Here is a 25,533-nt window from a genome sequence, read left to right as displayed (position 1 = left end):
TTTGCGCAGCTTTCAAAACAAAACGCATAATAACATGATAATTGGTGTTCCTAAGGAGATCAAGAATAACGAAAACCGGGTGGGTGTCACCCCGTCCGGCGTAATTGAGCTGGTGCGCAACGGCCATAAGGTGTACGTGCAGACTACTGCCGGCGACGGCAGCGGCTTTGCTGACGAAGAGTATACCAAAGCAGGAGCCACCGTGCTTCCGAGCATTGAAGAAGTATATGCCATTGCCGAAATGATCATCAAGGTGAAGGAGCCGATCGAGTCCGAGTACCGGCTGATCAAGGAAGACCAATTATTATTTACTTACTTCCACTTTGCTTCTTACGAGCCGCTTACAAACGCTATGATCGAACGCAAAGCGGTTTGCCTGGCCTACGAAACAGTAGAAAAAGCGGATCGTAGCCTGCCGCTGCTTGTGCCAATGTCAGAAGTTGCCGGCCGTATGGCGGTGCAGGAAGGTGCCAAGTACCTGGAGAAGCCGCTGAAAGGCCGTGGTATCCTGCTGGGTGGCGTACCGGGCGTGCGTCCGGCCAAAGTGCTGATCCTGGGCGGTGGCGTGGTTGGTACCAATGCAGCTAAAATTGCTTCGGGTATGGGTGCCGACGTAACCATTATGGATAACAACCTGCAGCGCCTGCGCTACCTGGATGACATCATGCCGGCCAACGTGAACACCTTCATGTCGAACGAGTACAACATCCGCGAACTGCTGCCAACGCACGACCTGATCATTGGTGCTGTGCTGATCCCTGGCGCTAAAGCACCACACCTGATCACGCGCGACATGCTGCAGGAAATGCGCCCCGGCACCGTAGTGGTGGACGTAGCAGTAGACCAGGGCGGCTGTATTGAGACTTGTACACCTACTACACACGAAAACCCAACCTACATCATTGACAACGTGGTGCATTACTGCGTAGCCAACATGCCGGGTGCCGTACCATATACTTCTACTCTCGCCCTGAACAATGCCACCCTTCCGTACGCCATTCAACTGGCCAACAAAGGCTGGCAGAAAGCCTGTGCAGAGAATGAAGAATTGAAAAAAGGCCTGAACGTGGTCAAAGGCAAAGTAGTATACAAAGGTGTTGCTGAAGCCTTTAATTTAGAATATACACCGGTAGCGGACGTATTATAGTATACGCAACAAGTATAGGATCATACCTGAAAGCGCCTTTCTGACAGCTGTTGGAAAGGCGCTTTTATGTTGGTTGCTTTTTAGCCGTATCTTTGCCTTGAGACAACTTTATACTTGCCTTTTGATCCAAAAGCATTTTTCTTCATGATTGATATTTCTGTTAAGTTGCTGCTGAAAAGACTTGGCCTGCTGATGGGGCTGTATACACTGCTGCGGCTGCTGTTCTATGGCTTTAACTACAGCACCTTTGCGGACGCCGGGGCCGGGCCTACACTGCAGGCTTTTCTGCACGGCCTTCGCTTCGACCTGTCGGCGCTTACCATCATCAACGCTCCTTTTATCCTGCTGTCGGTGCTGCCGCTTGGCAATACACTGCATCCCGGCTACCAACGGCTGCTGAAAGTACTCTACCTGTTCACAAACGCTCCGTTCATTGCTCTGAATCTGATGGATGTGGAGTACTTTAAGTTCATTGGCAAACGCTCTTCAAACGAGATCTTCACCATTACCAATGACATCGCGGATCAGTTCGGTCAGCTCATCGGGCACTACTGGTACCTGGTGCTCGCTCTTGTGGTGCTGCTGGTACTGCTAGCCCTACTATACCCTACAGCGCCGGCCTTGGCGCCTAAACAGCCCCGGGTGCTATGGCGGTCACTGCGCCTGTTGCTCATAGGCGGCATGGCCGTGGTCGCCATTCGGGGAGGAATGCAGCTCAAACCGCTCCGGGTAAGCCACGCCTTTGTCATTCAACCCGCCGAACTTGGCCACCTGACGCTAAACAGCCCTTTCACTTTTATCAAAAGCATCGGGCAGCCCAAGCTGGAGCCCAAGCATTATTTTGCCTCCGATACCGCTGCCCTGGCAGCGCTGCCCTTTGACCTGAACAAGTATAAAACGCCAGTCGGGCCACCCCGAAAAGATAACGTGGTCATCATCATACTGGAAAGCTTTGCCGCCGAATACATTGGCGCCCTGAACAACGGCAAAGGCTATACGCCCTTCCTGGACTCGCTGGCGACACAGGGCCTGCTGTTTCAGAATGCCTTTGCCAACGGGCGCAAGTCTATTGAGGCAGTGCCATCGGTGCTGGCGGGCATTCCGTCGTTGATGCAGCAGCCATACATCACGTCGGCCTATCAGTCGAATACCCTTTATGGCCTGGGCACCATCCTACAGAAGGCAGGCTACCAAACGGCCTTTTTCCATGGGGGAGCCAACGGCACGATGGGCTTTAACAATTTTGCGAAGCTGGCCGGCATGCAGGCTTACTATGGGCTAGATGAATACCCCTCCGATTTGCGGGAAAATGACTATGACGGCCAGTGGGGCATTTTCGACGAGCCCTACCTGCAGTATGTGGCGCATCAGCTCAGTGGTTTTAAACAGCCGTTCCTGGCCACTTTGTTTACATTGAGCTCCCACCAGCCTTATACTATTCCAGACAATTTTAAAGGCAAATTTCCGAAAGGCGAGATCGAGATTGAGGAATCCATCGGGTATGCGGATTATGCGCTGCGCAGGTTCTTCCAAACAGCTTCAAAGCAGCCCTGGTACCCGCACACGCTCTTTATACTTACGGCCGATCATACGCAAATGAGTACGGCTCCGGCTTATCAGAACGAGCTGGGTCACTATCGGGTGCCCCTGCTGCTGTTTCACCCGGGCCAACAGTTTGAAAATATAGACCGAAGTCGCGTGGTGCAGCAGGCGGACATCCCTCCTACGGTGCTGGACTATCTGCGCCTCCCGACAGATAAGGTCTTGCCCTTTGGTCAGTCGGTACTTGATACAGCGGGTACCGGCCGCGCGCTGTTTTACAACGGCAATTCCTATTTTATGGTAGAGCAACAGGGCGTAACAGAACTGACAGCAATGGATGAACTGCACTTTTATACTTTCCCGGAATTAGCCCCCGCTCCCGCGGCTGCCCGGCAAGGAGAGCGGCTGAAAGCATACGTGCAGTATTTCAGAAATGGGCTGATCAAAAACAAGCTATACCCGAGCAGGCAACCATAAAGTATAAGTGGTAAATCAGCAACTACGCCAGCGCTTCAAAGGAAGGGATCTCCTGCAGTGGCGTGTAACTTCTTGTAGCATGATCAACCTGCCAGCAGTAATGCTGTTTGCCATTGGTTATGGCCACATACTTGGCCTTGAGCGTCTGGTTGTAAACAGATACCTGCTTGAGCACTTCCTGCGTAACAGGTACATAGGCTGCTTTGCACTCTATTAATAAATGAGGTTTGCCTTCGCTGTTGTAAACGCAGAGGTCGGTGCGCTTCTGCAACTTATTATAGCTGGTGCCCCGCTCAATGCTGATGAGACTTTTGGGGTAATGAAGGTGGCTAATCAGGTAATGTACGACGTGCTGGCGCACCCATTCTTCGGGGGTTAAAACGACATATTTTTTCCGAAGCACATCAAAAATCAGGGAATTGGTGCCGGAATTACTAATTTTGTAGTCGTAAGGTGGCAGATTGAGCCTTTCCATCCTGCAAATGTATGCTTTTTTGCTGCACCGCCTAGCCGTTTTTGGCTGCCAGGGCGGCTTTTTTATAGCTTATTACCTATATTTATTCCCATGAAGACGAAAGAAGAGATTGTTAACGATTGGTTGCCCCGCTACACGGGTGTTGCCCTGGATGAATTTGGAGAGTATATCCTGCTAACCAACTTTATAAATTACGTACGCATGTTTGCCGACCGCTTCGGAGTGGAGATCAGAGGTCTGGACAAACCGATGCAGTCGGCGACGGCAAACAATATTACCATTATCAACTTTGGTATGGGCAGCGCCATGGCGGCTACTGTCATGGATCTGCTCTCGGCTATCAAGCCAAAAGCAGCCCTCTTTTTGGGCAAATGTGGTGGCTTGAAAAAGAAAACACAGATCGGCGACCTGATCCTGCCGATTGCAGCCATCCGGGGCGAAGGTACTTCCGACGATTACATGCCCTCTGAAATCCCGGCGCTTCCCTCCTTCCGCCTGCAACGGGCCGTGTCTTCCATGATCAAGAAGCATGAGATGGACTACTGGACGGGCACGGTGTATACCACCAACCGCCGCGTGTGGGAGCACGACGAGGACTTTAAAGAATACCTGCGCCAGATCCGGGCGATGGGCGTTGACATGGAGACAGCCACGATCTTTACCGTTGGCTTTATCAATGAGATTCCGCATGGCGCCCTCCTGCTGGTATCCGACAACCCCATGATCCCGGAAGGGGTGAAAACTTCTGAGAGTGATAAACTGGTAACTACCTCGTATGTGGAGAAGCACCTGAGCATCGGCATTGATTCTTTGCTCGAGCTGATCAACTCCGGCGAATCAGTAAAGCACATGCGCTTTGAATAACGTATACATGAAGAAATTCAGTGAAACCTTTGCCGCCGCCATACTATTTGGCGGCGTCTTTTTTAGCAGCTGTACCAGCACGCAACCAGCCGACCTGCTGGTATACAATGGCAACGTGTACACGGTAAATGATGCTTTCGATAAGGCCGAGGCTTTTGCCGTGAAGGATGGAAAGATCATTGAAGTGGGCACCAGCGCTGCCATCCGGCAGAAGTATAAAGCCTCTGAGGAGCTGGACGCTGAAGGGAAGACGATTTATCCCGGTCTGATTGATGCCCACACCCATTTCTACCGCTATGGCTTGGGCCTGCAGTCAGCCGATCTGGAAGGCACCCTTTCCTTTAAAGACGTAGTGCAGCAAGTGGTGGCGCAGCGGGAAAAATACCCGAACACCGCATGGATTACGGGTCGCGGCTGGGATCAGAACGACTGGATGGTAAAGGAATTCCCAACCAACGACACCCTCGACCAGCTGTTTCCGGAAACACCGGTTATACTCACGCGGATCGATGGCCATGCTGCCCTGGTAAACCAGAAAGCACTGGAATTGGCAGGTATCACGCCCCAAACAACCATGGTGGGCGGCGTTGTGGAGGTGGCCCATGGCCGGATGACAGGAATCCTGATAGATAATGCTGTTGATCTGGTGGCAGAGAAGATTCCGGCGCCATCGGAGGCGGAGCAACGCGCGGCCCTTCAAAGTGCAGAAAAAAACTGCTTCGCCGTTGGCCTGACCACCGTAGACGAAGCCGGGCTGGACAAAGCCACGGTGGCACTCATAGATGCCATGCAGCAACAGGGTGACCTGCAGATGCGGGTATACGCCATGCTGAACCCAAGCCAGGCGAACAAAGCCTACTACTTTAAGAATGGCCCTTACAAAACAGACCGCCTGAATGTCCGCTCCTTTAAAATTTATGCGGATGGTGCGCTGGGCTCCCGGGGAGCTGATCTTTTGAAACCGTATGCAGACAAAGCAGGTCATTATGGCTTTCTGCTTTCTTCTAAACAGGAATTCAGAGACATCGCGCAGCAGCTAAACGAGCATGGTTTTCAGATGAACACCCACGCTATCGGCGACTCTGCTAACCGGCTGTTGCTGGACATCTACGGGGAGGTACTGCACGGCAAAAACGACAAGCGCTGGCGCATTGAGCATGCGCAGATCGTTGATCCGGCAGACATGGACAAGTTCGGGAAATTCAGTATCATTCCTTCTGTTCAGCCAACGCATGCCACCTCCGATATGTACTGGGCCGGCGACAGGCTGGGCAGCCAACGCCTCAAGCATGCTTACCCCTATGAAGAACTGCTGAAGCAGAATGGCTACCTGGCACTGGGCACCGACTTTCCGGTCGAAAGCATTAACCCCTTCTATACCTTTCATGCGGCAGTGGCCCGCCAAGACGCGAAGAACTATCCGGCAGGCGGTTTTCAGATGGAGAATGCGCTCAGCCGCGAACAGACTTTGCGCGGTATGACGATCTGGGCTGCCAGGTCTAACTTTGAGGAAAAAGAGAAAGGAAGCATCGAGAAAGGCAAATTTGCTGATTTTATACTTGTAGACCGGGACCTGATGACAATAGCACCGGAACAGATGCGCGGCACCCAAGTATTACGCACCTATATCGATGGCAAACTCGTGTACAAAAAATAGATTCGGCTTATACTTACAAAGAACTTATACTTAGAGCGAAGCTTTTGCTTTACTGATACTGCCGGGCATCATGGTTTTGCTCCACCGCACCATCGACAGAAATATCAGCCCGACCACAAAAAACATGACCAGGGCCAGCACGCTGTTGCGCATGGAGCCGGTAAACTGGGCAATAGCCCCGTAAGCCAATGTGCCGAGTACAATCGAAATTTTTTCTGTTACGTCATAAAAGCTGAAGTATGCGGCATGATCTATTGCCGTGGCGGGAATTAGTTTGGAATAAGTAGACCGCGACAGCGACTGGACGCCTCCCATGACGGAGCCCACGACAGCGGCCAGTACGTAAAAGTCGAACTGCCCCCGGATAAAGTAAGCGCCGACACAGACGCCAATCCAGATCACCACCGCTACAATCAGGGCCCGTATGTTTCCGAACTTCTTAGAAAGTGCAGCAAAAGCGTAGGCCCCACCAATAGCGACCAATTGTATAATCAGGATGGTGAGGATGAGTGCGTCATCAGGCAGCCTCAGCTCCTCTATTCCGAATATAGTAGCGACATACATCACTGTCTGAACGCCCATGTTGTAGAAGAAATAAGCCAGCAGGAAACGCTTTAGCAACGGCAACTGCTTCACCTGGGCCATCACCTTCTGCAGTTCTTTAAAGCCATTCAGTATCCAGCTGCCCTGGGGTTTCCGGTGGTATACATTGCCCGGTAGGTGATAGAACGTATACTGCGCAAAGCCAAACCACCACAAGCCGGTGCTCAGGAAAGCAATGCGCGGCGGCAAACTGGTGTTGGTAGGCGCAATGCCAAACCACTCCGGCTGCAGTATCATGGCAAGGTTAAAGATCAGCAGCAGCACACTACCAATATACCCCATGGCAAAGCCCCGCGCGCTTAACTTGTCAAACTGATCCTCAGTGGCAATTTCCGGCAGGTAAGCATTATAAAACACGATGCTGCCACTATAGCCGATCGAAGCCAGTACAAAAAGTATAACCGACAAGGTGAATGTCTCTCTGGTAAAGAAGTATAAGCCAACGCATGACAGGGATCCCAGGTAACAGAACAGCTGCATAAACAGTTTTTTTTGCCCGCTAAAGTCAGCTATAGAGGTCAAAACAGGGCTAAGAGATGCAATGATGAGAAACGAAGCAGAAACTGCGTATGAGAAAAGCACCGAACTCTCCAGCCGCATTCCTAGAAAATCAACGATGGAAGTACCATCGGTATTTCTGGCCACGGCACTATAGTAAATAGGGAAAATGGTTGACGTGATAACCAGTGAATAGACGGAGTTGGCCCAATCGTAAAAGCACCAGGCTCTGGTAGTGGCGGGATTGTTCTTTTGCATACCGAAATATAGCAAAATCTCTCTTCCCTACTATCGGCAGCTGCTTATACTTTATACCTGCTATTGCTCACCCCTTCTGCCGCTGCAGCAGGTGTAGTACTAATTCCCATAGGTGCTCATAAGGCACTAACTCATATTCGGCAAAAGCGTTTTCAGTTTTTTTGGCCGCAACAAGCTTTTCTAACAAAGGTTTACATTTTTGTGCTACATATTTATAGTTTCCGCTACCTTTTAAAACCAAAAGCAAGAGCCTTAGAAATGTTCTTGGCCGCTCGGCTTTATCTCCTCTGAGATATTTGGTAATGTACTTCCCAACTCGTTCATATTGTACTTCAAGCAATTCATACTTGTCTGCAGCAATTGATTCGAGGAACTGGATAATGATTATAGCTAGATTAGCTCCTTCTTTATCCGTACTCAGCTCTTTTAATTCTGCAATCTTCTGCTTCAAAAAGCCATATTCATGCTCTTTGCATGCTTGAGAGAAAACGAACTGCATGTACCTCCTGTGCAACTCCCAAAGTTCTTTTCTGCTACTGGTTAAAGCACTGAAATAGCTATTATTCAGGACCTTCTTTAGTAGCTCCGCAGCCAAAGTATACTGCTTAGTGTACAAAGCTAATTGGATATAATTTTCAATAAAGGAAAACCAGTTTATTCCATATGGCTCATAATCCCTTAAATGTTCTTCCGCAAATGATAATCCTTGTTCAAACTGGGAAGTTCTTAAACAGGCATAAACTTTCATGAAGTTATTGAACTTTACATTTACCCATATAATGTTCAGTTTGCCTTCATGCACAAGCTTTTCTGTTTGTTCTAACTGCTGGTATAACCCTTCATAATCTCCATTTAGCTCATACCAGCTTATATTTAGCTGATGATAGTACCCATAAACTTTAGATAACAACGATTGCTCCCATAATGCCTTGACCTCTTCTATTATTTTGGGGAATTTGGTAAGAAAACTTCTTCGGGCACTAACACTACCTTTAAGCTCAAACCTAGCATCACAAAATAAAGCATCCGCCTTCCGCTCCAGGTCCTCTAACTGATAATATTTTCGTAACTTTTCATTGATCAGGGGGAAATTACGTTTATCATTCAATACCAGGTACAACATCCGTTGTACTTCTAAAGCTTTGATAATCTGCGGCACTAATTCGGCTGAATTAGCGATGACCAAGGCCTGTTCTACTAATTTGGCAGCAGTTTTAAAGGCCCCAAAATCTGTAAGTCTTTGAGCTAAATAAAGCAGGTGCTGACAATCATGGGTTTCTTTAAAGCAGACTTTAAGTTTATCTTGTTCTAGGTACTCTAAAAAGAATACAGAATTAAGCACTTTCTTCCGCAGGCGAGACTTTAGCATGCGGTAATTTGGCGTAATAGCACTATCTCCATAAAGCAAGGAACTTGCCTCTGCATCTGAAGATACAGTTCCGTTGCTGATAGCTTGAAAAAGCTTCCCCTCTAAGCTAACATCATCCTGCTGATTTATGACAGGGGAGCCTTTGCCTAATCTGGATGAAACAAGCTTAACAAGTTGTTTAAGATCATCCATAGCTAAAATCGAACGCCCTTTCTTTCCTGACATTTAGGCAAAACACACTCCCACATGTGCATACAAGTATAAATTGCCAGTTCTGCACCTGTGCTCCCAGGATCACACCCTTTTGATTGCTTCATTAGTAAATTTTTACTCTTCTGTCCAACTGCTTTAATGTTTACTTCTTCTTTTAGCTCGAGAAGTAGCAACCTTGTATAAGGGCGGTCTCGGTCAGCACTTTCACCTCTCAAATACCTCAAAATAGTCCTTCTATATTGTTACTAATGTTTCACATGCATCTATTTTTCGCCTCTAATTTATACTTAAAGCCTGCTGCCTTACTAATAGATAAAATAACATATAAATCGAAACCACCACCTTAATACCATATCTTAGTTGATCATCTTAGAAATAAATCTGTTCTTCTACTTTTCCTTAATAATGTTCAGTATCAGCTCCCACAAATGCTCATAGGGTACAATTTCAATTTCGGCAAAAGCATCACCTGGAGCAGGTGTGTCTATCAGTTTTTGATACAACTTTTCTCCTTTGGTTTTACAAGCCTCTACATCAAAGTCCTCTGTTACTGTTAAGATCAAAAGTTTGAGGAATGTTTTGCTCCGAAGGCTAAAAGTATCTTTTAAATGGGTATTTATATATTTTTTTAAACTTTCAATTCTATATAGCAGGGCTTCCACATCATGCTTCCTTAGGAAGTGTATAAACTGAAGTATAAGTATAGCAACATTAAACCCTTGTTTATCTTTACTATACTCAGGCAATGATAGCAGATATGGGTTTGTATTTACATTAATAGTGGATTGAAATGAATTCCCTGGGTAAACAACCCCAAAATAGGCACTATATAGTTTCCATCTTTCTTTCGATGCCTGATTGAGTTTTTCAAAGCCAGAATCATTCAATATTTTTGAAAGGATGCTTTCAGCTAAAAGATAATTTTTAGAATGAATTGTAAGTAAAAAGTAGTTTTCATTGTAAGCAAACCTGTTAAAAGTATTTGACATAAATACCTCTAAGTATTGCTGTGCATAGTAGAGCCCTTCTGCATACTTCTTAGCTCGAAGGTGCGCATAAACTAGTATAAATTTATTGTAATTTGCTTCAAATCTTAACCGGTTTATTTTATTTTCTTCTAGCCACTTTTCTGATAAAACTGTTAGCTTAATGATGCCGTTGAAATCACCTATCATTTCATAATACATCATATACGCTTTGTAGTAGGAGTTAAAAGTCTCGAACGTGTGTGCAGTGTTCCAGAGTTTTTCAAGTTTATGCAAGGAATCAGTTAATATATCCATGTAGTTCTTGCGCATCTTAACTGATTTTTTGAATTGAAGCCTTAGCAACCCATATAATGAAACTGCCTGCGCTTCATAAGATTTTATTTCTATCAGCCTTCTTAACTTCTTATCGATACTTTGATACAATTTAAGGTTGCCACTGTCAAAGTAACATCTAAGTAGTATTTCTAATGCTGAAATGCTTATATTAGTAAATTCATATTGTTGAGAAACATTTAAAATCTTCTTTGCTAATGAAGTAGCTAAACTAAGTTCGTCTTGTCTAAACAACAGGTTAGCATGATGAAGTAGTTGAATGCACTCCTGTTCTTTTTGATAAATTATTTTAAATTTAATTTTATTATAATCGATAAAGAATAGATTATTATACAGTTTGTTCTTTAACCTATACTTAAGCATTTTGTACTTAGGATCATTTGGGTTTGATCCATAAAGCTTCAATGATACATCAGAATCATTGAAATTATTATTACTTAATAGGGCTTTAACAAATAGTCCCTCCTTTGTTGATTGTTCGCCTTCTTGCAGTAACACAACTTTATTACTCAGGCGATGTATTACTAATCCAGCAAGAACTTTTAATTCCTCCATTCTTTAATACAGTTGTAATAAATTCACAAACAGAAACCCAAAATAAGTTAAATAATTTTACAAAAAAACACATGTTACTTTTTCGTAACTTTTTCTTTATTATTTTAATAAATCATACCTAATTTTGTTTAGTGAGAATCATGAATACGATGTTACTTAAACAAATATTCTAGTAAATAATATAGTAATTTAGTTATGTTTAACAGCTATTTACAATTAGAATATTAGGATTAGCAAGCAAAAAATTATAACATTTATAGTTACTTTTTATATTACTTCTTCCTTTATAAATCATGGCTTGACTACGACCTTTGTTTCATATTCAACCTAAACAAAAACAATCATGACAACAGCTATTGTTTCTATTATCGTAGCCCTTACTACTTTGTTAAACCCTGGCACTTCTAAGGACACAAAAAAATCGTCTAAGGACAGCGAAACAACACAAACAGTAACAACTTTAGGAGGAACAACTACCTGGAACGAAAACAATAATTAAATTTCGAAGGGTGCCGCTTAATTAATCTTGCTGCCTTTTCCCTAACTTGCCCCTTAAAAGCTATTTGCTAAAGGGTCCAATAAATGAGGAAAATTCGTTTACTAGGTTATTGTTTACTGCTAGCGCTTTCTTTTTGCAGCCAGCCTCAACAGGTTCCCGAAGAAGTACGGGTGCGACTGACGGCAGAACCAGAAACGCTGAATCCGGTAAGTTATACTTCTGCTCCGTCTTTGCAGATCATCAACTTACTGTTTCAAAGTTTGATGACGGTTGATCTGGCTGATGATAAGCTCAAGCCTACATTAGTAGAAACCCGGCCTGAAGTGGTACAACAGGATTCACTGACCTATTTTACTTATAAGCTAAGGAAAGAAGCACAGTGGACAAATGGCAGTCCGGTAACGGCACAAGATGTTGCCTTTACGCTTAAGGTGCTAAAAGCACCCTTGCTTAACAATGAACGAATGAAGCCGCAGGTTGAATTTATACGAGACATTCGCATAGATTCAACTGATAATCGGAAGTTCACATTGGTTTGCGACGGCTTTACGCCTGAGATGGAGTTGCTGACTGGTGACTTTTTTATATTACCTGCTTACCTTTTTGATCCGGAAGGCGCTTTGCGCACCTTTCAGGTATCAGACTTTACTGGTGACCTCTCCAGGCTGGAAAACAATGAAACGCTTAAGAATTACGCAGCGCATTATAATAGCGCCAGGTATGCCCATGACAAAGATGTATTACAGGGTAGCGGTGGCTATGTACTGGATAAATGGGTTACAGAGCAATACCTGCTGCTAAAACGTAAGACTAATTGGTGGGGAAATACGTTAGGGCCTAACACACCTTCATTAACCGCCAACCCGCTGCAAATCAACTTCCAGGTTATTCCAGATAATACAACAGCTCTGTTAGCGCTCAAGAACCGGCAACTGGATGTGTTGGAGAACATACCGGCCGCTGAGTTTAACCAGTTAAAAGCAGACAGTTCTTTTACCAAAATTTATGCATTGTATACGCCTGACTCCTACGAGTTTGCTTACATTGGTATAAACAGCAGGTTGCCTAAGTTTTCAGACAAGCGCACGCGCCAGGCCATTGCGAACTTATTAAATATTAACAGCTTTATTAAGGTATCGCAGCAATCGTACGCAACACCTACGGTAGGCCCTATACCACCAACGATTACCCCCTATTATAATAAGAAATTAAAGCCTTATACCTACAACCTTCAAAAAGCTACGGCATTGTTGCAGGCAGCAGGTTGGCAGCGTAAGGCTAATGGCTGGTACAAGATGAGCAATGGGCAGCCACAACAACTCACCATTGATTTAAGTTACCGGGCCGGAAACACAGCATTCGAGAATTCAGCCTTAATTTTTCAGCAAGACGCAGCCAAAGCAGGCATTCCCGTTACATTACAGGCGCAGGAAAGCTCTTTGTTCGGCCAGAAAGCTAAAGCACATGAGTTTGAAATGTTCTTCCGCGTTTTATCAGGTAATCCCTTCGTATTCGACTTCAAGCCGCTCTTCTACACAGCATATGCTGATGAGGGAGGTAACTACACGGGTTTTGGCACGCCAGAAAGTGATGCTTTGCTGGACAAGTATAACGAAGCAAAAGATGAACAGACGAAAGCCCGCCTGCTGAAAAGATTGCAGGAGATCTTACAGGATGAGGCAACCTTTATTGCCCTTTATTATCAAAAGGATAGACTGGCCGTGCATCGGCGTTTCGGTAATCTTAAAATATCGGGTCTGGCGCCAAATTATGATGTAAGCGCTTTTACATTAAAAAAATAAAAGCAGCTGATGCTCTATTACCTGCTTAAGCGACTTCTTTTTGCTTTACCAGTTCTGTGGCTGCTCGCTACGCTGGTATTTATATTGAGCAAGCTGTTGCCCGGTTTTTACGGCGCAGAAAGTATTCTGCAGGAAGGGAGCAGTAGTTATTACGCCAAAAGTTCGTCGCAGCACAGGGCCAGGGTTTATCAGGAGTACCTGCACCGGACAGGACAGGATTTGCCACTCTTCTATTTCAGTGTCACATCCAGCGTAGACCTTCCCGATTCGGTCATTAAGTCAATTCCGGAAAGAGAGCGGCAATGGGTGCAGCGGCTTGCTTGGGAAACAGGGAGTTGGAAAGATGCTGTTGCTTACCAGCGCACGTGGTCGCTACTACGGCAAAGTGCTGATTCTAATCAATCTAAATCTGTAGTCGCATACTTTCTGCAAGAGGGGTTAACTACAGATGCCTCCAACAGAATAGCCCTAGCAACAAAGCTACAGAAACAAATGCCTACCTCAACGTTAGCCTTGGATTTGCTCCGGCAAACACGAGAATTACAGCCGAGATCTATTTCGCTCCAGTACCTCCTCCCCTCTTTTCATTGGCATGGCCTGGCTAACCAGTACCAGCATTGGCTCACCGGAATTTTAAAAGGAGATTTTGGAAGTTCGTTGCGTGATAATGCAGCCGTCACTTCTATCCTGCTGGAAGCTTGCTCCACTACCTTTTTCATCCTTCTGGTAAGTATGCTGTTAACAGTATTGCTTGCTTTGGAGCTAAGTATAAAACTGGTGCAGCCTAGTGGTATGAAATGGCGCAAGGTGCTATTGCCGGTTCTGTTCGTGCTCGATAGTATTCCTGCTTTTGTGCTGGCATTACTTTTACTGGTCCTTTTCGCCAGCCCTGCTTTTCTCCAGCTTTTTCCGGTGTATGGCTTAGGGTTTGTAGCTACTGACCAAAATTGGCTGGCCCATATGGCTGATGTGATCCCGTATATGATACTGCCCATTTGCTGCTTGTCGCTCGCGCACCTGCCTTACCTGGTTACGCAGTTCTATTCTGCTTTAGCAGATGCAGCGGGGATGGAGTATACGCGCACTGCCCGGGCGAAAGGATTGCCAGATGCCCGAGTTATTCGCAAGCACGTACTCCGGAACGCACTGCTCCCTATGATCACCTTGCTATCAGATTTTTTACCTGGACTTGTAGCAGGAGCCGTTGTTGTGGAGTTAATATTTGCCATACCGGGGATGGGGCGCCTGCTGATCACATCCGTTCAGGCACGGGATTACCCTGTAATTGTAGCGATCGTACTAGTGGTGGCAATGCTAAAAGTACTTTCACACGTATTAGCGGATCTGTGCTATGCCTACGCCGATCCACGTATCAGGTATCAGACTTCATGAGGCGCCTTTTATACGATGTGCAAGCCCTTTGGCGGGAAAAGTTAGCCTTTAGAATCGCTACTTTATACCTGCTGCTTTTTATTGTACTAGCATTTACGGTTCCCTGGCTGCCGCTGCCGTATGCCCCCGGATACCTGGACTTGTTCCACCTCTTTCAGCCACCATTTGTGCAGGCAACTGACCAAGCTATACCGCACTGGTTGGGCACAGATGCTCTTGGGCGCGATGTACTCACAGAAGTTTTATATGGCGCCCGTACAGGCCTGTTAATGAGTGTGCCTGTCGTGTTGATCGCCAACTTGGCAGGTATAGCCCTAGGGAGCGCAGCTGGTTACTTTGGCGACAACCGCTTACACTATAAAAGGAGCAGCCTGCTGCTCTGGCTCCTTCTACTGTTCGCTTTCATTTACCTGGTGCTCTATGTGCCCTTACACCTCCAAAAGCTTGCCTTACACGCCGGTCGTATTTGGATTAGTTTGCTGGCGTTTACGCTTGTTGGCATTGCAACATGGCTCTTTCTGCGGCCGCTCCTGTTAAAACTGCCTTGGGCCAAACATAGCAGAAATTTCCCCTTAGATGCCTGCGTGATCCGGGTCATTGAAATTGTATCCAGTGTTCCCTGGCTTATACTTATATTGCTGCTCGCTTCTTTTATGCCGCCTTCGGTGATGTTACTTTCGGTTGTTTTAACACTTAGCAGTTGGACGCATACTGCCCGTTTAGTCAGGGCCGAGATGTTGGGAGTGAAAGCGATGCCTTACATGGAAGCAGGTTATAGTTTAGGCTTTTCGGATGCGCAGTTACTTATCCGGCAGGCTTTACCCAACATCTTAGGGCCCGCACTTGTAGCCTTCAGCTTTACACTGGCAGGTCTTCTTACGCTGGAATCAACATTATCTTTTCTGGGAATAGGGCTTCCGCCCACTATTATTAGTTGGGGAAGGACAATCGCAGGTATACGTTCCAATACATCTGCGTGGTGGTTGGTGGTCTTTCCTGGCGGGTTTTTAGCGTTAACGGTGCTTGCATTGCAAACTTTTAGCTACTATATGCTCAAAAGCATGCGAAAAGAGCGAAGCTGAATATGTTACTTTATAGCTTTTTACATACTTTAAAATTACTTTCTATAAGCTCATGTGAGCTAAATGTATCTTTATAAGTAAAAAAGGTATAAGTTTAGTAACTTTTATTTATCGCCAATAAGCTACAAACAGTTTGATTTGGCTAATCAGGAGCATGTTACTTTTGCCGATTAATATTCCTGTTTGTTCCCCTAAGGAATAACTAAAATTGTCATGTGTTAGAACCTAAAACCCCCATCGTCACATGAACAATGTCTTACTTCAATTGCCACAGCAGTTAGCCGATGCTTGCTTTGCCGGCAAGCACATGGCTTCAAGCGCTTCTAAGAAAACCCTCCAGGAAGAAGAATTAACAGCTTTCTCGACCATTGATGGTAGTGTCATTACGTACAATGCAGGCACACATGCAGTAAGTAACGGAGCAGGCATTTTTATTGGCGATTACTTTGTTGGCGTAACAGAGCAGTTTCTTTCGATCTGCAACACGCCATTTATAAGATATTGATTTACTTTAATTCCTGCAAAGCAGATATTAGTTAATTAAACTAGATTGTTGGTTGTTTGTGTTTAGTGGGCAACAAGCCCTGTAGTACTAACTGCAGGGCTTTTGCTATTTAAGTAGCAGTGTAAGGTCGACCTTCAAGCAGCCACAGTATACATTTATACTGCACGTGTTTGAGACCAAAGAAATTTTTGTTACTTAAAATACACCTCTGAATTTGGGAATAAATTCTCAATAGAATGTAAGCTCTTCTGAAAAGTTTAAGGCTAACTAAAATCAAAAAGAGTAGCGATAATGTACTTCCTAGCAATAAGTTCCGGTTTGAAACCAATAGTTAATTTTTACGCCACTTTATTAAAATATTATCAAAGAATACGTCTTTTTGTTTTTAAACCATTAAATTAGTGTTTAAAATTCAGTTATGTTAGAAATATAATTAGTTGGTTCATGCAAACAAAAGACCTGGAAAGTACAGTGACCGAGGAGCAACTCCGGTCCATTTTTGTAGAAGAAGAACAAATTCCGGAGGAATACCAGCTTGGGAAAGAAATTCACCAGCGGGAATACCTGTCTAACGGAGAAATGAAGCAATGGGACGGAGCTACTCATACTGTGCTCTCTCCTGTAGAAATAAAAACTGCCGAAGGCTATAAACGAAAAGTGATCGGCACATACCCTGTTTGCACTGAAAAAGAGGCAATGGAAGCCCTTGACGCTGCTGTAGAAGCCTACAACCATGGCCGTGGACAATGGCCGACGATGAGTGTGCAGGAGCGGATTAAATGTGTGGAGCAGTTCACGCAACGCATGCTGGAGAAGAAGGATATTGTCGTGAAGCTGATCATGTGGGAAATCGGAAAGCCTTATGCCGATTCAATAAAAGAATTTGACCGAACAGTAGAATATATTTATGCCACCATTGATGCACTAAAAGATTTGGACAGGGATTCATCCCGCTTCCAGATTGAGCAGGGAATTGTGGCACAGATCCGGCGCTCACCGCTAGGAGTAGTTTTATGTATGGGGCCATTCAATTACCCACTTAATGAAACTTTTACAACGCTTATTCCCGCGCTTATTATGGGGAATACGTTACTTTTTAAGCCGCCAAAACATGGAACGCTCTTGCATTACCCGCTGCTGGAGGCCTTTAAAGAGTGCTTCCCAAAAGGAGTTGTCAATACCATCTATGGCCGGGGCCATACCATTGTTCCTGCGCTGATGCAATCGGGCAAAATAAATGTGCTGACATTGATTGGATCTAGCAAAGTAGCCGATGAACTTAAAAAGTTGCACCCCAAAGTAAACAGACTTCGGGCTATATTAGGGCTCGATGCTAAAAATGCTGCTATCGTTACTGCCAATGCTGATATAAACCTGGCGGTAGCCGAAACGGTATTAGGCGCACTTTCCTTTAACGGTCAGCGATGTACCGCTATCAAAATCGTTTTTGTACACCGGTCACTGGTTAATGAGTTTCTGGAGCAGCTTAGTGAGGCAGTGGCTAAGTTGAAGTATGGCATGCCCTGGGAGAAAGGTGTTTCGCTTACGCCCCTTCCGGAGCCGCATAAACCAGCTTACCTAAAAGAGTGCATCGATGATGCATTAGCAAACGGTGCTGAAGTGATTAACGAAGGAGGCGGAAAATCCTTCGAGTCCTTTGTTTACCCAGCTGTTGTTTATCCGGTAAACAAAGACATGAAGTTATATCGAGAGGAACAGTTTGGCCCTATTGTTCCTGTTGTGCCATTCGATGACCTGGAGGAACCGATCGAATACCTGATCGAATCGACGCATGGGCAGCAGGTAAGTATCTTCAGCAATGACGCAGATGAAACAGCTTCGCTCATTGACCCACTGGTTAACCAGGTGAGCCGCGTGAACATCAACTGCCAGTGCCAGCGCGGGCCCGATACTTTCCCATTCACAGGCCGTAAAGATAGCGCAGAAGGTACTTTGTCAGTCGTAGATGCCCTTCGTGCCTTCTCCATCCGGTCGCTGGTGGCAACAAAGCTGAATGAAAAGAACAAGCACCTGCTCAACGAGATTGTCAGCGACGGCAGCTCAAACTTCCTAAGCACGAAGTTCATCTTTTAACAAAAGCTTTTCTTACTTAAAGCGGGCGCAGCAGGTAGTTGCACCCGCTTTAAGTATGTATAGCCTATACTTGGTAAAAGCGGGTGCAACTACCTCCAGCTACTATTATACTATATATTTATGGCTCTTGGTTGAGGTGATTGCCTTCTATCTTAAGAAGAACAGCAGAACTCATACAGGTAAATAAGTGTTGAGAACTACAAGTATGAAGGCCTATCCATAGACTAATTGATCCTGGTTTTTGCCTATACATGTCACCCAGCTCAAGCTATTCCATTTGGAAATACAATTTGTTAGTAGGTCCAGCTTGGGAAGCTAAATTCACTTGGCACAGCTTTTCAGGTAGCAAATTAATAGCATATTTTTGCTTTAACACTGCTTTGCAAGTATACTGTGTATCATCTTGCAAGATGCAACTGCTTACTAATGATTTGATAAAGCATATCTATGGCACATAAATTCTTAAAAATACACCCTGCCGATAACGTGCTAGTGGCACTTGCAGATCTCCCTGCTGGTGAAGAGGTAAGGCACGAAGGATCAATCATTACTTTGATTAATCCTATACCCGCTAAGCATAAATTCACAGTGCAACAGATAGCTCCGGAGCAGGAGATCATTATGTATGGAGGACTTGTTGGCAAGGCACTCCAGTTTATACCGGCAGGAGGCATCATCAGTACTGAAAATGTGACACACCAAGCATCTGCTTTCAGCGACAAAACGGAAACGATCAACTGGGAGGCCCCCGATGTTTCAAAATGGGAAAACAGAAACTTTATGGGCTATCATCGTGAAGATGGCCAGGTAGGAACTGCTAATTTCTGGCTCGTCATCCCCATGGTTTTCTGTGAGAACCGCAATGTGGATACGATCAAACAGGCTTTTACCGAAGAACTCGGCTTTGGCCATCACGACGCCTACAAAGCTTATGTGCATGAGATGGTAGCCTTATTCCGAGAAGGCAAAACAGATGAAATCGCACAACTTTCTTTTCAGGAAAATACTAAGAAAGCGAAGAAGCGTGTGTTCGATAACATCGATGGCATCAAGTTTCTGACGCATGAAGGAGGCTGTGGGGGCACCCGCCACGATGCCAATATGCTCTGCGCCCTGCTGGCAGACTATATTCATCATCCGAATGTAGCCGGGGCAACTGTGTTAAGTCTTGGCTGCCAACATGCGCAGGTGAGTATCCTGGAGCAGAAGATAAAAGATTTGAACCCGAACTTCTCCAAACCACTGATTGTACTGGAACAGCAAAAAGAAGGTACGGAAACCGAGCTGCTCTCGCAAGCCATTCGTCGCACGTTTTTGGCGATGGTGGAAGCCAACAAGCAGATGCGCCAGCCAGCACCACTGAGCAAACTGGTGGTGGGCCTGGAGTGTGGCGGCTCTGATGGTTTCTCCGGCATTTCAGCCAACCCAACCTTAGGGCAAGTATCGGATCTGCTTGTAGCACTGGGGGGTAAGTCCGTCTTATCAGAATTTCCGGAGCTTTGCGGCGTAGAGCAGGAACTGATCAACCGCTGCACTACCAACGAAGTCGCCGATCGTTTTATGCACCTGATGCGCTCTTATGCACGTGCCGCTGAGGCGGTTGGCTCTGGCTTTGACATGAACCCGAGCCCCGGCAACATCAAAGACGGCCTGATCACGGATGCCATCAAATCTGCAGGAGCAGCTAAAAAAGGAGGCACATCACCTGTAGTTGACGTGTTGGATTACCCAGGCTATGTATCAAAACCCGGCCTGAACCTGTTGTGCACTCCCGGTAACGACGTGGAATGTACAACAGCGCTGGCTGCTTCCGGTGCCAACATCATCCTGTTCACCACCGGCTTGGGCACCCCTACCGGCAATCCGATTTCACCAGTTATTAAAGTTTCCTCCAATACTAAGCTGGCGCAGCGCATGCCCGACATCATCGACATCGACACTGGCCCGGTGATTTCCGGCGAGAAGACGATTGCAGAGATGGGCGAGGATTTGCTCAACTTCATCATCGAAGTAGCGAGCGGCAACATCACTACCAAAGCCATGCAGCTCGGCCAGGATGACTTTATTCCCTGGAAAAGAGATGTTTCGCTTTAATCAGGAATTTATCCTTAACATAAAATCTTGCGCCATTAGCAGGTTAGGCCTTTTGATGCCGGCACAAGTATAAGCGCCTTTCGCAGCCCATCCGACATACTTGTTTCAGTAACTCAACCTATTTGTTCTATAGATACAGTCACAGAAACCAGCTATTCTTTTTAAAGCATCAACATAAAAAGTAGGAAATCAGCTAATGGTGTTGCCGCATACATTGTTTGGTGCGGAAAACCGGCTCCAGAATGAAGCATAAAGCCATTAAAATTAATATATTACGCTGCCTATATCGCTTTCGTAGCTGTTTGCTACCCAGAAGCGCCTGCTAAATAAGTGCCATGCAGCCATTAAACAGAAATACCGCGCACGTAACGGCAACCCGCCCTGTAAAAATTCTGCAGTTTGGCGAGGGCAACTTCCTGCGCGGGTTTGTGGACTGGCTCATTGATGTGCTTAATGAGCGAACTAACTTTAACGGAGCAGCGGAGGTGGTGCAGCCGCGCGACAAAAGCCGCCGGATCATCCAAACGCTAAAGCAGCAGGATGGCTTATACCATGTGCTGCTGCAGGGCATACAAAATGGCAAGCCTATACGGCAGATGCGGCTGATTACGTGCGTAGCCAGCGCACTGAATCCTTACGACGACTATGCAGCTTACCTGCAGCGTGGCGAGAACCCGGACCTCCGGTTTATTTTCTCCAATACCACAGAAGCTGGCATCGCTTATGATGAAAACGACACCAGTATTGATGCGATACCTGCCAGCTTCCCAGGCAAGCTAACGGCTTTGCTATACCACCGTTTCCGGCACTTTAAAGGTGCTGCTGATAAAGGCCTCTTCATCATTCCGACTGAACTGATCGAACATAACGGCCATACGTTGTGCCGCATCATTTTGCAGTATGCGCGAACCTGGGACCTGCCGCAGAACTTTGCTGATTGGTTAAAAGAACATGTGGTCTTCTGCAACACACTGGTAGACCGCATTGTGCCCGGTTTCCCGCAGGAAACCATTCAGGAGGTGCAGCAACAGCTTGGCTATGCGGATAACCTGGTAGTAATGGCAGAGCCCTACCACCTACTAGTAATGGAGGCGCCGGAGAGAGTGCGGCAGGCGTTTCCTGCTGAAGCAGCTGGCCTGCAGGTAAAGTTTGTACAAGATCTTACCCCTTACCGCACTCGCAAAGTGCGTATTCTGAATGGTGCCCATACTTGTTTGGTGCCGGTAGCGTATTTGCAGGGGCTGCGCACTATGCGCGAGACAGTGGAAAATCCGCAGGTGAGCGACTTTATAAAACAGGCACTTTATGCGGAAATCATCCCTACCTTAGACCTTCCGGCAGCGGAACTGGAGCAGTTTGCCGAAGATGTGCTGGAGCGCTTTCACAACCCTTTCATTCGGCATGAGCTTATTTCCATCGCCCTGAACTCCGTTTCAAAGTATAAAGTGCGGGTGCTGCCGTCGGTACTGGAATACCATCAACGAAAAGGTAAACCTCCTGAAAGGCTCCTGCAGGCGCTCGCGGCCTTAATCCTTTTTTGCAGAGGTATATGGAAAGGCGAGACCATCCCGCTGAACGATTCGCCGGAAGTGCTGCAATTCTTCCGCAATGCTTGGGAAAAACCTGATGCCGCAGCCATAGTAGAGGCAGTGCTGTCCAACAAAGATTTCTGGGGCGTCGATCTGACAACTTTAAGCGGAGTGTCAGAAATAGTTACAATGTATGTAACACAACTACAGAGGCAAGAAGTGAAGGAACGGGAACAAACGCCCTGAAATTCTTTTCTTACCTGCGCAAGTACAATCCTTTTACTGACATAGAAACTTACACCACATGTCTTTTATAGATGAAGATTTTTTACTAAGTACCAAAACAGCCCGGCAGTTGTACCACGAGCATGCCAAAAATATGCCCATCCTGGATTATCACTGCCACTTGTCGCCGGCCGACATTGCCAACGACCGGAAGTTTGATAACCTTACGCAGATCTGGCTGGAAGGCGACCATTACAAGTGGCGGGCCATGCGTACGAATGGTGTTCCGGAGCAGTACTGCACCGGCGATGCTGCCGATTATGCAAAATTTGAAAAGTGGGCGGAGACGGTACCCTATACAATGCGCAACCCTTTGTATCACTGGGCTCACCTGGAACTGAAGCGCTACTTCGGAATAGACAAGATACTCAAGCCGGAAACGGCCCGGGAGATATATGATACCAGCACTGCCCTGCTGCAGACCGATGCCTACAGTGTCCGGAGCATTTTGCGCAAAATGAACGTGGCGGTAGTATGCACTACGGACGACCCGATTGATAGTCTTGAATACCACCAGCAGATCCGGAAAGCTGATTTTGGGGTGCAGGTGCTCCCGGCTTTCCGGGCTGACAAAGCTATGGCTGTAGAAGACACGACCGCCTTCCTGCCTTACTTGCAAAAGCTGGAGCAGGCATCCGGTATTGCGATCAGCAACTTTCAGCAACTGCTGGACGCGTTGAAGCAGCGCCACGACTTTTTCCATGCGCAGGGTTGCCGCCTGTCAGATCACGGCCTTGAGACCATGTATGCGGAAGACTATACAGACCAGCAGATCGCCGCCATCTTTGAAAAAGCCTTGCAGAAGAAGACGCTTACCCAAGCAGAGGTACTGAAGTATAAATCGGCGATGCTGATATACCTGGCGCTACTGGACCATGCCCAGGGCTGGACACAGCAGTTCCACCTGGGAGCTTTGCGTAACAACAGCTCCCGCGCGATGCGCGAACTGGGTCCTGACACGGGCTATGATTCCATTGGTGATATGACCGTGGCGCGTCCGCTGTCTCGTTTCCTGGACCGGCTGGACAACTCCAACCAATTAACTAAAACGATCCTCTACAATCTCAACCCAAGTCATAATGAAGTTTATGCCGCCATGATCGGCAACTTTAACGATGGCAGCACGCCTGGCAAGATACAGTATGGCGCAGCCTGGTGGTTTCTGGATCAGAAGGATGGTATGGAAAAGCAACTGAATACGCTTTCAAACATGGGTCTGCTGAGCCGCTTTGTCGGGATGCTCACAGATTCCAGAAGCTTTATGTCTTTCCCAAGGCACGAGTATTTTAGGCGGATACTTTGCAACATGCTGGGCACTGATGTAGAGAATGGAGAACTACCTGCCAGCGAACTAGACTGGATCGGGCAGATGGTGGAGAATATCTGTTCCAACAATGCCAAGTCATACTTCAATTTCCAAGTATAAATAATGGGGAAAATACTGTCTTTTGGTGAGCTTTTACTTCGCATTTGCCCGGATTCGGATGGCCATTGGCTGGAGAAGAATCACCTGCCCTTTTATGTGGGTGGTGCAGAGGCTAATGTGGCCACGGCGCTGGCACTTTGGGGCGTGCCTTCAGCGTACTTCACTGCCCTACCTAATAATCCGCTGGCCGGGCAATTGGTTTCTTATTTGCAAAGTCGCGGTATAGAGACCGATAAGATCCACTTCGGCGGTGAGCGCGTGGGCTTATACTACCTCACCAAAGGCCACGACCTGAAACACACTGCCGTGATCTACGACCGTGCCGGCTCCGCCTTCGCTGGCCTCACGCCCGGCACTATCGACTGGGAAAAAGTTTTTGAGGGCATCAGCTGGTTTCATTTCAGTGCCATCTGCCCTGCCCTGACGGAAGAAGTGGCAGTAGTGTGCGAAGAAGCACTCCGGGAAGCTACCCGTAGAGGGATCACCATTTCTTTGGATCTGAACTACCGCGCGAAGCTGTGGAAGTATGGCAAAGATCCTGTAGAAGTAATGCCAAGTCTGGCCAAGTACTGCCACCTTATCATGGGTAATATCTGGGCAGCGCATACCATGCTGGGCACTGCACTAAATGAGGAACTGATTGCTGAACGGGAGAAAGAAGCCCTGCTGGCGCATGCCCGGCAAACATCTGAGGAAATTATCCACCGGTTTCCGGCCTGCCATACGGTAGCCAATACCTTCCGGTTCGATCACAAAGAAGGTATCCGCTATTATACTACATTGTATACTGATGGGCAGTTGTTTGTGTCGCAGGAATACCAGGTAGATGCGATAGTGGATAAGGTAGGCAGCGGCGACTGCTTTATGGCCGGCCTGATCTATGGAACTTACCAGCAATTGGCGCCGCAGCAAACCCTTGCGTTTGCTACGGCCGCTGCCTTTAATAAATTATTCATCGAGAGCGATGCGACCACCAGCACGGTCGCTGCTATTCAAAAAACAATCATTGCTTATGCCGCATCATGAAAAAGCCTTAGCGGCTATACTCCACCAGGGTCTGCTCCCACTGTTCTTCCACAAAAGTCCCGAAGTAAGCCTTCAGGTCGTGAAAACACTTTACCAGGCAGGCATTCGTACCTTGGAGTACACTAACAGAGGCCCGGCCGCGCTTGAAAATTTCACCTTCCTGAAAGCGGAGCTCTCCAGCGATTTTCCGGACCTGCAACTGGGGATTGGCACTATCAAAACAGTGCAGGAGGCGCAGGCCTTTATAGCTGCCGGCGCAGATTATATCGTTTGCCCTGTGGTAAATCCGCAAGTAGGCCGTCTGGCGCATAAAGCCGGCCTGCTCTGGATTCCCGGCTGCCTGACTCCTACCGAAATTCATGTGGCACAACAAGAGTCCGCAGCCCTGATTAAGATCTTTCCGGCCAATATTATGGGACCTGCTTACATCTCGTCCATCAGTGAGCTTTTTCCCGGGCAGTTATTTATACCTACTGGCGGCGTAGAGATGGACCAAGACAATATCACTGGTTGGTTTAAGGCTGGTGTGTGCGCCGTAGGAATGGGCAGTAAGCTGATCAGCAAAGACATCCTGGAACAACAGCAGTATGAAAAGCTTCGCGAACGAACCGAAGAGGCGCTGCAAATGGTACAAAACAGCCGGAGTTAAGATCAAGTCATGTTTAAAGCACTACATTTTCTCTTTCCAAAATAAAGTGAGGAAGTATAAAAATAACCGGCTGTCTCCAGCAATAGCATTTATATTTCCACCATTTAAAGGCTTGAAGAGAGATATTTCTTCAAGCCTTTTTGGCTTTTGTGAGATATTGCAAAAGGGTA

19 protein-coding genes are annotated in these 25,533 nt (G+C 46.7%); 15 read left to right on the top strand and 4 right to left on the bottom strand.

Translation table 11 applies throughout. From position 1 onward, the window contains the following. Positions 1 to 34 precede the first annotated feature (34 nt). Positions 35 to 1,147 carry an alanine dehydrogenase gene (ald, locus tag ABDW72_RS11030; protein ID WP_347158618.1) on the top strand — a complete coding sequence of 371 codons (1,113 nt, stop codon included), beginning with the start codon at positions 35 to 37 and terminating at the stop codon, positions 1,145 to 1,147. 144 nt (positions 1,148 to 1,291) lie between these two features. Further along, on the top strand, positions 1,292 to 3,166 hold the full coding sequence (locus ABDW72_RS11025; protein WP_347158617.1) for an LTA synthase family protein: 1,875 nt from the start codon (positions 1,292 to 1,294) through the stop codon (positions 3,164 to 3,166). Positions 3,167 to 3,188: 22 nt separating this feature from the next. Here the strand turns inward: ABDW72_RS11025 and ABDW72_RS11020 are convergent, their stop codons facing one another. Further along, positions 3,189 to 3,641 carry a type I restriction enzyme HsdR N-terminal domain-containing protein gene (locus ABDW72_RS11020; protein WP_347158616.1) on the bottom strand — a complete coding sequence of 151 codons (453 nt, stop codon included), beginning with the start codon at positions 3,639 to 3,641 and terminating at the stop codon, positions 3,189 to 3,191. A 90-nt stretch (positions 3,642 to 3,731) separates the two neighbouring features. On the opposite strand from ABDW72_RS11020, the gene ABDW72_RS11015 reads away from it, so the two are divergent. Both ABDW72_RS11015 and ABDW72_RS11010 read left to right on the top strand, forming a co-directional pair. Continuing rightward, positions 3,732 to 4,505: an AMP nucleosidase gene (locus ABDW72_RS11015; RefSeq protein WP_347158615.1), complete on the top strand. Its 774-nt coding sequence runs from the start codon at positions 3,732 to 3,734 to the stop codon at positions 4,503 to 4,505. A gap of 7 nt (positions 4,506 to 4,512) precedes the next feature. Then, on the top strand, positions 4,513 to 6,162 hold the full coding sequence (locus tag ABDW72_RS11010; RefSeq protein WP_347158614.1) for an amidohydrolase: 1,650 nt from the start codon (positions 4,513 to 4,515) through the stop codon (positions 6,160 to 6,162). 30 nt (positions 6,163 to 6,192) lie between these two features. Here ABDW72_RS11010 and ABDW72_RS11005 read toward each other — a convergent pair whose 3' ends face one another. The 3 genes from ABDW72_RS11005 to ABDW72_RS10995 form a co-directional block, all read right to left on the bottom strand. Beyond that, the gene (locus tag ABDW72_RS11005; protein WP_347158613.1) at positions 6,193 to 7,521 is read right to left on the bottom strand and encodes an MFS transporter; all 1,329 of its coding nucleotides are present in this window, start codon (positions 7,519 to 7,521) and stop codon (positions 6,193 to 6,195) included. A 67-nt stretch (positions 7,522 to 7,588) separates the two neighbouring features. Next, positions 7,589 to 9,115: a hypothetical protein gene (locus ABDW72_RS11000; protein ID WP_347158612.1), complete on the bottom strand. Its 1,527-nt coding sequence runs from the start codon at positions 9,113 to 9,115 to the stop codon at positions 7,589 to 7,591. 377 nt (positions 9,116 to 9,492) lie between these two features. Continuing rightward, the gene (locus tag ABDW72_RS10995; RefSeq protein ID WP_347158611.1) at positions 9,493 to 10,980 is read right to left on the bottom strand and encodes a hypothetical protein; all 1,488 of its coding nucleotides are present in this window, start codon (positions 10,978 to 10,980) and stop codon (positions 9,493 to 9,495) included. 343 nt (positions 10,981 to 11,323) lie between these two features. Between ABDW72_RS10995 and ABDW72_RS10990 the strand changes: the two genes are divergently transcribed. The 11 genes from ABDW72_RS10990 (at position 11,324) to ABDW72_RS10940 (ending at position 25,363) form a co-directional block, all read left to right on the top strand. Then, positions 11,324 to 11,479, top strand: a complete 156-nt coding sequence (locus ABDW72_RS10990) for a hypothetical protein (RefSeq protein ID WP_347158610.1) — start codon at positions 11,324 to 11,326, stop codon at positions 11,477 to 11,479. Positions 11,480 to 11,649: 170 nt separating this feature from the next. Further along, a complete protein-coding gene (locus tag ABDW72_RS10985) occupies positions 11,650 to 13,281 on the top strand; it encodes an ABC transporter substrate-binding protein (protein WP_347158609.1) in 1,632 nt (543 codons plus the stop codon). Between the two features lie 9 nt (positions 13,282 to 13,290). Further along, complete coding sequence (locus ABDW72_RS10980; protein WP_347158608.1) at positions 13,291 to 14,673, top strand: ABC transporter permease; 1,383 nt, start codon at positions 13,291 to 13,293, stop codon at positions 14,671 to 14,673. Then, positions 14,670 to 15,755 carry an ABC transporter permease gene (locus tag ABDW72_RS10975; RefSeq protein WP_347158607.1) on the top strand — a complete coding sequence of 362 codons (1,086 nt, stop codon included), beginning with the start codon at positions 14,670 to 14,672 and terminating at the stop codon, positions 15,753 to 15,755. Before ABDW72_RS10980 ends, ABDW72_RS10975 begins: the two co-directional genes overlap by 4 nt. Positions 15,756 to 15,999: 244 nt before the next feature. Further along, a complete protein-coding gene (locus tag ABDW72_RS10970) occupies positions 16,000 to 16,260 on the top strand; it encodes a hypothetical protein (protein ID WP_347158606.1) in 261 nt (86 codons plus the stop codon). Between the two features lie 444 nt (positions 16,261 to 16,704). Beyond that, entirely contained in the window at positions 16,705 to 18,354 is a 1,650-nt protein-coding gene (locus ABDW72_RS10965; RefSeq protein WP_347158605.1) for an NADP-dependent glyceraldehyde-3-phosphate dehydrogenase, read from the top strand. Between the two features lie 447 nt (positions 18,355 to 18,801). After that, positions 18,802 to 20,448, top strand: a complete 1,647-nt coding sequence (locus tag ABDW72_RS10960; protein WP_347158604.1) for a UxaA family hydrolase — start codon at positions 18,802 to 18,804, stop codon at positions 20,446 to 20,448. Between the two features lie 335 nt (positions 20,449 to 20,783). Then, positions 20,784 to 22,223 (top strand): tagaturonate reductase, encoded by a 1,440-nt coding sequence (locus ABDW72_RS10955; protein ID WP_347158603.1) that lies wholly within the window; start codon positions 20,784 to 20,786, stop codon positions 22,221 to 22,223. Between the two features lie 58 nt (positions 22,224 to 22,281). After that, positions 22,282 to 23,688, top strand: a complete 1,407-nt coding sequence (uxaC, locus tag ABDW72_RS10950) for a glucuronate isomerase (protein ID WP_347158602.1) — start codon at positions 22,282 to 22,284, stop codon at positions 23,686 to 23,688. A 3-nt stretch (positions 23,689 to 23,691) separates the two neighbouring features. Then, positions 23,692 to 24,714 carry a PfkB family carbohydrate kinase gene (locus ABDW72_RS10945; RefSeq protein WP_347158601.1) on the top strand — a complete coding sequence of 341 codons (1,023 nt, stop codon included), beginning with the start codon at positions 23,692 to 23,694 and terminating at the stop codon, positions 24,712 to 24,714. Further along, positions 24,701 to 25,363 carry a bifunctional 4-hydroxy-2-oxoglutarate aldolase/2-dehydro-3-deoxy-phosphogluconate aldolase gene (locus ABDW72_RS10940; RefSeq protein WP_347158600.1) on the top strand — a complete coding sequence of 221 codons (663 nt, stop codon included), beginning with the start codon at positions 24,701 to 24,703 and terminating at the stop codon, positions 25,361 to 25,363. Before ABDW72_RS10945 ends, ABDW72_RS10940 begins: the two co-directional genes overlap by 14 nt. The last annotated feature ends 170 nt before the right edge of the window (positions 25,364 to 25,533 follow it).

Origin of the sequence: Pontibacter chitinilyticus, from assembly GCF_039748935.1 — a bacterium.
Classification (GTDB): domain Bacteria; phylum Bacteroidota; class Bacteroidia; order Cytophagales; family Hymenobacteraceae; genus Pontibacter; species Pontibacter chitinilyticus.
Note: the sequence above shows the minus strand (reverse complement) of the source record. Positions and strands in the feature narration are given on the sequence as shown.

Coding starts and splice junctions, on each gene's coding strand:
- ald (WP_347158618.1), top strand. CDS start 35: ATGATAATTGGTGTTCCTAAGGAGATCAAGAATAACGAAAACCGGGTG.
- ABDW72_RS11025 (WP_347158617.1), top strand. CDS start 1,292: ATGATTGATATTTCTGTTAAGTTGCTGCTGAAAAGACTTGGCCTGCTG.
- ABDW72_RS11020 (WP_347158616.1), bottom strand. CDS start 3,641: ATGGAAAGGCTCAATCTGCCACCTTACGACTACAAAATTAGTAATTCC.
- ABDW72_RS11015 (WP_347158615.1), top strand. CDS start 3,732: ATGAAGACGAAAGAAGAGATTGTTAACGATTGGTTGCCCCGCTACACG.
- ABDW72_RS11010 (WP_347158614.1), top strand. CDS start 4,513: ATGAAGAAATTCAGTGAAACCTTTGCCGCCGCCATACTATTTGGCGGC.
- ABDW72_RS11005 (WP_347158613.1), bottom strand. CDS start 7,521: ATGCAAAAGAACAATCCCGCCACTACCAGAGCCTGGTGCTTTTACGAT.
- ABDW72_RS11000 (WP_347158612.1), bottom strand. CDS start 9,115: ATGTCAGGAAAGAAAGGGCGTTCGATTTTAGCTATGGATGATCTTAAA.
- ABDW72_RS10995 (WP_347158611.1), bottom strand. CDS start 10,980: ATGGAGGAATTAAAAGTTCTTGCTGGATTAGTAATACATCGCCTGAGT.
- ABDW72_RS10990 (WP_347158610.1), top strand. CDS start 11,324: ATGACAACAGCTATTGTTTCTATTATCGTAGCCCTTACTACTTTGTTA.
- ABDW72_RS10980 (WP_347158608.1), top strand. CDS start 13,291: ATGCTCTATTACCTGCTTAAGCGACTTCTTTTTGCTTTACCAGTTCTG.
- ABDW72_RS10975 (WP_347158607.1), top strand. CDS start 14,670: ATGAGGCGCCTTTTATACGATGTGCAAGCCCTTTGGCGGGAAAAGTTA.
- ABDW72_RS10970 (WP_347158606.1), top strand. CDS start 16,000: ATGAACAATGTCTTACTTCAATTGCCACAGCAGTTAGCCGATGCTTGC.
- ABDW72_RS10965 (WP_347158605.1), top strand. CDS start 16,705: ATGCAAACAAAAGACCTGGAAAGTACAGTGACCGAGGAGCAACTCCGG.
- ABDW72_RS10960 (WP_347158604.1), top strand. CDS start 18,802: ATGGCACATAAATTCTTAAAAATACACCCTGCCGATAACGTGCTAGTG.
- ABDW72_RS10955 (WP_347158603.1), top strand. CDS start 20,784: ATGCAGCCATTAAACAGAAATACCGCGCACGTAACGGCAACCCGCCCT.
- uxaC (WP_347158602.1), top strand. CDS start 22,282: ATGTCTTTTATAGATGAAGATTTTTTACTAAGTACCAAAACAGCCCGG.
- ABDW72_RS10945 (WP_347158601.1), top strand. CDS start 23,692: ATGGGGAAAATACTGTCTTTTGGTGAGCTTTTACTTCGCATTTGCCCG.
- ABDW72_RS10940 (WP_347158600.1), top strand. CDS start 24,701: ATGCCGCATCATGAAAAAGCCTTAGCGGCTATACTCCACCAGGGTCTG.